This is a genomic window from Vibrio sp. FF145 (genome assembly GCF_041439075.1).
GTDB lineage: Bacteria > Pseudomonadota > Gammaproteobacteria > Enterobacterales > Vibrionaceae > Vibrio > Vibrio tasmaniensis_A.
Genome location: NZ_JBGONH010000098.1, coordinates 1 through 5,567, shown reverse-complemented (window position 1 = coordinate 5,567; position 5,567 = coordinate 1). Strand labels below are relative to the sequence as shown.

The 5,567-nt window shown below is 44.7% G+C and carries 5 protein-coding genes; 1 reads left to right on the top strand and 4 read right to left on the bottom strand.

Annotated features, from left to right (window positions below; all coding sequences use genetic code 11):
• Positions 1-125 precede the first annotated feature (125 nt).
• From norW to ACED42_RS21370, 4 genes are all read right to left on the bottom strand, one after another.
• Positions 126-1,295 carry an NADH:flavorubredoxin reductase NorW gene (gene norW, locus ACED42_RS21385; RefSeq protein ID WP_371704079.1) on the bottom strand — a complete coding sequence of 390 codons (1,170 nt, stop codon included), beginning with the start codon at positions 1,293-1,295 and terminating at the stop codon, positions 126-128.
• 1 nt (position 1,296) lies between these two features.
• Positions 1,297-2,802 (bottom strand): anaerobic nitric oxide reductase flavorubredoxin, encoded by a 1,506-nt coding sequence (gene norV / locus ACED42_RS21380; RefSeq protein ID WP_371704077.1) that lies wholly within the window; start codon positions 2,800-2,802, stop codon positions 1,297-1,299.
• Positions 2,803-3,357: 555 nt separating this feature from the next.
• Positions 3,358-4,014, bottom strand: coding sequence for an NAD(P)H-dependent oxidoreductase (locus ACED42_RS21375; RefSeq protein ID WP_009846099.1), 657 nt, complete (start codon positions 4,012-4,014; stop codon positions 3,358-3,360).
• 323 nt (positions 4,015-4,337) lie between these two features.
• Positions 4,338-5,204, bottom strand: coding sequence for a glycerol kinase (locus tag ACED42_RS21370; RefSeq protein WP_135381924.1), 867 nt, complete (start codon positions 5,202-5,204; stop codon positions 4,338-4,340).
• Between the two features lie 130 nt (positions 5,205-5,334).
• Between ACED42_RS21370 and ACED42_RS21365 the strand changes: the two genes are divergently transcribed.
• A partial coding sequence (locus ACED42_RS21365; protein ID WP_371704075.1) for a hypothetical protein occupies positions 5,335-5,567 on the top strand: 233 nt, incomplete at its 3' end.

Below are 5,567 nucleotides of genomic sequence, written 5' to 3'. Positions count from 1 at the left end.
GATCTTATTCTTCGCGCTGAAAGATTAGAATGCGGGGTTCATGACACGCTTACAATTTGATGTGTATTTTTGCGTTGAATACAGCCGAACATATGTATGAGTCGACTGCTTTTACACCTTTGTACTTATGATGGTGAACTGATTTTCAACTCCTTTAGTAAAGGAAATGCAGCCTTGATGTGCTCTCCCGTGACAATGAATCCAACCAACTGGTTATCTTCATTGAAGCCTTTGGCGACAATGCCTTTAGGATCGAATCGAGTTTCCCAGCTCTGAGCTGTGTGAATATCGCGCCCTGCCAGCTGAATCGGGTAACTCGGTGTTTTCACCTTGGTGATCATATGAGGCAAGCTGAGCTTTGCATCGCCCACTTTGATCTCGCCTTTATCCTTAGTTAACTGCTTGGCCAACACGTTTGCCGATAAGATTGCTGGCTGCAAATAGGCCATCACGCGCCCTTCAATTTCAGCGCAATCACCAATCGCATACACATTGTTGGCGCTGGTTTTCAGGGTGTCATCGACCACAATGCCTCTGTTGACGTCTATTCCCGCTTGCGTGGCTAAAGCCGTATTTGGCCTTAACCCTGCTGCGGCAATCACTATATCTGCTCGTATTAATCGAGAGGCGGTAGTTTGTAGCCTAACTCCATCGTGGAGGTAAGTCGTTCGACAAATCGCAGAGTCGGTTTCGACGGTAACCCCTGCTTTTGCCAGCTCCCGTTCCAACTCAAGTGAAACGAAAGGCGGCACTAGGTTATTCAATAGATAACTTGCGGGTTCGATAATCGTGACATTTTTTCCCGCAGTTTGAAGGTCGAATGCAAGCTCGACCCCAATCAAGCCTCCACCGATCACAGTGATACGTTGAGCTTGATCGATCTGAGCTTTGTGTTTATCGAACTCTTCCAAGCTATTTAGCGTAATGGTCGCGCTGCGTTTAAGCCCTTCCGCTGGTGGTATGAAGGGCGTTGCGCCAGTCGCTAATACCAACTTCGAATAGTGGATGGTTTGCCCGTCAACATGAACACACTGCTGCTTGGTATCGATTCCACTGACTAAAGCCTTGGTTTTGATGACCACGTTGTACTGCTCAGCTAATTGCTGAGCGTTATTAACGGCTAACGCTTGTGGTGTTTGAGCCTGGCTGAATACGTGTGAAAGATTCGGCTTACTGTACTCAGCTCCTGCATCTGCCGTGATCATGGTAATCGCGACATCTTGGTCAATTTTACGTACCATCTTTATGGTTTGTAGGGCGGCGAAACCACCGCCCACAATCACAATGTTCGACATGCTACTTCTCCACAAACACTTCTTTACCTAAATGGCATTCAGGGCAAAGGAAATCATCAGGTACTTGCGCCCAAGGAGTTCCAGGCTCGACGCCTTGGTAGGGTTCGCCCAACTGTGGGTCGTACACCCATTCGCATACTGTGCAACGCCAGCAAGTGCAATCTGCACTGTGTATTGGCTTGTCTTGCGCTTCTTCTGGCTTCTGCTCTGTTGTGTCTTTGAGCTCGGCAGTGGTGTTTACCGGTGCTGGTGTGGCTTCAAGCGGTGTTACATTACGTGATACCTGTTTCGGTGTGCTCACTTCATCTGCTTCTACACGCCAAACCTCGGCCAGTGTCATGCCGTAATCGATACACTGGCGAAGCGCGTCTGTGTCTGGTTTCCAATGGATGTGTTGCGGAGCACTCACCTCGAAGTTGGCTTCATGTAAGCGAGCGTCGATACGTTTTACCGCGCCACCTGTCCAACCTGAAGAGCCAAATGCTGCGGCTCTTTTACCAGCAAAGCGAAGTCCGTGGATCTCTTCTAGTAGCGCTGCGATTTGCGGCATCATCACATTGTTCATGGTCGATGAACCGACTAGAACCCCTTTTGAACGGAAGATATTGGCAAGGATGTCATTCTTATCGTGCTTAGAGATATTAAAGACTTTGATTGCTGTTTCTGGGCTGCCTTTACGGATACCTTTTGCGATTGCGTCAGCCATCATGCGAGTGTTGTTCGACATGGTGTCATAGACAATGGTGATACGATCTTCTTTGTAGGCTTTAGACCACTCGTAGTATTGCTCAACAATTTGCGTCGCGTTGTCGCGCCAAATACAGCCATGAGAGGTTGCGATAACATCGATAGGCACACCTAAGCTCAATACTTCTTCTATCTTCGCTTTCACCAAAGGTGCGAAAGGTGTGAGGATGTTCGAGAAGTAACGCAGACATTGGTCATGAAGCTCGACTTGGTCTAGCTGATCGTTGAATAGGTTCTCATCACAGTAGTGCTGACCGAACGCATCGTTACTGAACAGGATCTCGTCACCAGTGAGGTATGTTGCCATTGAGTCTGGCCAGTGCAGCATTTTCATCTCAACAAAGATGAGTTGCTTACCGTTACCGACATCGAGCGTGTCGCCTGTTTTAACGGTTCGGAAGTTCCAATCAGGTTGATGGTGATGGCCAACAATAGAGTTAACGCCAGCTTTTGTGCAGTAGACGGGTGTGTTTGGAATTTTGGCTAATAGTGCTGAAAGGGCACCTGAGTGGTCTTCTTCAGCATGCTGACAAATGATGTAGTCGATCTCGTTGATGTCGATTTCCATCTCTAGGTTTGCAAGGAATTGTTCAGTAAAGCGATGATCAACGGTATCAACAAGCACCGTTTTCTCTTCACGAATCAGGTATGAGTTATAGCTGGTACCTTTGTTCATGTGGTATTCCTTACCATGGAAGTGTTCTGTTTCCCAATCGTGGACGCCAACCCAGTGAACATTTGATTTAACGTGAATAGTCATAATGATAATACCTTATTTAAATATCTAAGGTCATCATTGCACTAGTTGTGCCATGTTTTTAAGTTTCTGTTTTAAATGTGTTTATTTGGTCTTTGTGTTGTTTGGTGAGTCATTTTGACGCGCTGTGTTTTGTGGTCGAAATGAATCTTAAGGGTCTTTATGACTTTATGGATTTATAGCGGTTTGGCAAGAAAATTAATGATGTTTGCTCAGAAAGAGCAGGGTGAGGAACCTGTTTCAACAAAGGGGATTATAGCGTAACTCCTGCGCTTCGCGAATTAGAACACGTGGATTGATTAGGTATTGGTGGTCTAAAAAGCGACTGGAATGGCTAAAGCTGAGATAGAAAGGATGGATGCGAAATACAGACATGAAAAAGGCCAGACGAGTGTCTGGCCAAAACAAGGCAGTGTAATTTAACAGTCTGAAGTGCTGTTGAAACTATATTTTGTAAAACGAAAAAGCGTTTTAAAAATTAAAGCGTTGTAGCAGTTAAGCGTTGTAACTGTTTAACGTGTTATAGCTGTTGATTCATTTGTCATCTTAATTCGCGCGTTAAAGCGTCGTCACGATTTCATCAAGAGCTAGACGTGCTTTTGGTTTGCCGTGGTTATAGTCTTCGCCGTCTTTGTGGTAGCCGATTGCTAGCGCTACATCAACAACGTGACCGTCTAGTTCGTCAGCAAACTCTTCACCGATCATAGCGGCATCTACGCCTTCCATCGGTGTTGAAGCAATACCAAGACGAGCCAGTGTGTGCATTGTGTTACCTAGTGCGATGTACACCTGAGACTTAGTCCAGTTACCGTTGAAACCTGTTTCGTCTGTGTTCATTTCTGCGAATGCGTAAGCCCCTAAGAACTGCTCGTACATTTCAGCGGGTAGGTGACCAGAGCTTACTTCTGTGTCAGCACGCTTTGCGAATTTTTCTTTAGTGTACTTAGGATCGTGAGCAAACAGGATCGTATGTGACGCTTCTTTCGCATGCGGTTGGTTAAACTGGAACATGTTCTCGAAAGTATTGTGGAAGCGTTGTTTTGCTGCGTCACTCTCAATGATGATGAATTTCCAAGGCTGAGAGTTGATAGAAGAAGCTGACAAACGAAGTGCTTCTTTGATTACTTCCATGTCTTCCGCAGAGATGCGCTTTTCTGCATCGTATTTTTTAGCTGTGTAGCGAGTGTTTAGATCTGAAATGATTGGATGAGTCATGTTGAATCCTAATATCTATCAATATAAATGTTGTAGGGTTTTATGTTCGGTAACGTCAACAATAAACGGATAACGCATTTAGGCTATATCTCTATAGAAGTCGTTTCTAGAACAGTCAGCCTCTAAAAGGCTGAACGCTTAAATGGCTATCGAACATGCCCCAATAAATCGAGTATCTGCGGTAGCTCAAGTCGATGGGTGTAAGATAATAGAAGATTGGCTTGGGAAAAATAGCGAACACATCAAATCACTATGGTTAATAATGTCCATAATGATTTGATTAGTGTGATCTGGATGTGTGTTGGTTTTCGAAAATCAGCCAGTTAGTACGCTTTGATTCCATATTGGCGTAATAAAGAGGGAAGTACACTGTCGAGGTTTGGGATATCTTCAGGGTTAAGTTCAATCAAGCTAAAACCGTGCTCTTGGTAAACTTTCTTGGTCGCATTTCGTTTGTCTTCTTCTATAGGGCCTGAATCTGTTCCCCAGAACTGAATGTATACCTTGCCGCTTGGCAGGTAGAAATCGCTCATTACTTCTTTTGATATCGGGAGCGGACGTTCATAGGCATGAACCACTCCCGCCATATAAAGCCAGTTATCGATGATCAGCTCTCCCTTTGAACGTACATAATGTCCGTCTAAGGTTCGGTGTTTCGCCTCAAATTTCTGACGAAAGCTAGAAAACGAGACATCGGTGGAGTGGCTTTCAGCATCATGCCCTAGAAATTCGACAACAGACTGCTTCAAACGTTTATTGCGAACCAACGAATCGTGCCATACCACAAATAGGTTTTGAGTCGCTTTATCTTCCCTTTGCTCACCGCCTGCTTTTAAGCCTGTTGAGGTGACATGCCAACCATCCTCTTCACGTGTTATCCAACCAAGCTCGCTGAGCAACAGGTTAATTTTTTTTGCGCTAAGTTGAAAGGCACTGCCTAGTTGAGTTGCCGTTAGCGTTTTTCCAGAGAAAGAATCTAGGTCGATGAGTAGTTTTTCTGGCCAGACAATAAAGACACCAAACTTCTTGTGTTCGACATACTCCCCACCAAAGCTTTCGCCTCGTTCTGTGAGTACCCAACGCTCCTGTGAACGCACGATATAGCCAGCTGTTTTCAAATCACTGAATAGAGCCTTTGCTTCTATCCCTTTTTGTTTGGCTAGTACTGATGTGGAAATCTTGTCTGGCATAGTCTGTTTCTCAATTAGCAGTAGAACTGCTGATTAATGTTGAGGGGCTGTTGTATAGAATAGGGGAATACAATAACACAACTGTTGATACTAACTGCAGTTCACTGGTCTATGTTTTTAGTAGAAAGCCATGTCTGATTTTGATTGTTTGGAAGGTGGGGCTTTAGTTGCATCTAAACAGCTTGCACTAAATACCTTATCGCTTGGTAACCGGATAGTTAGGCGAGATCTGCAAAATATTTATGACGGTATAGAGTTTTTCCGCGTATCAAAAAGAAAAATAGCAGGCACAAAAAAGCCACATTTAAGTCAACACCTATCATTTAAGGTGTTTAGATCGCACAGTGTAGCGAGTCTTACTAA

Excerpts from the sequence above, each read along its gene's own strand:
- norW (WP_371704079.1), bottom strand. The coding sequence starts at position 1,295 with ATGTCGAACATTGTGATTGTGGGCGGTGGTTTCGCCGCCCTACAAACC.
- norV (WP_371704077.1), bottom strand. The coding sequence starts at position 2,802 with ATGACTATTCACGTTAAATCAAATGTTCACTGGGTTGGCGTCCACGAT.
- ACED42_RS21375 (WP_009846099.1), bottom strand. The coding sequence starts at position 4,014 with ATGACTCATCCAATCATTTCAGATCTAAACACTCGCTACACAGCTAAA.
- ACED42_RS21370 (WP_135381924.1), bottom strand. The coding sequence starts at position 5,204 with ATGCCAGACAAGATTTCCACATCAGTACTAGCCAAACAAAAAGGGATA.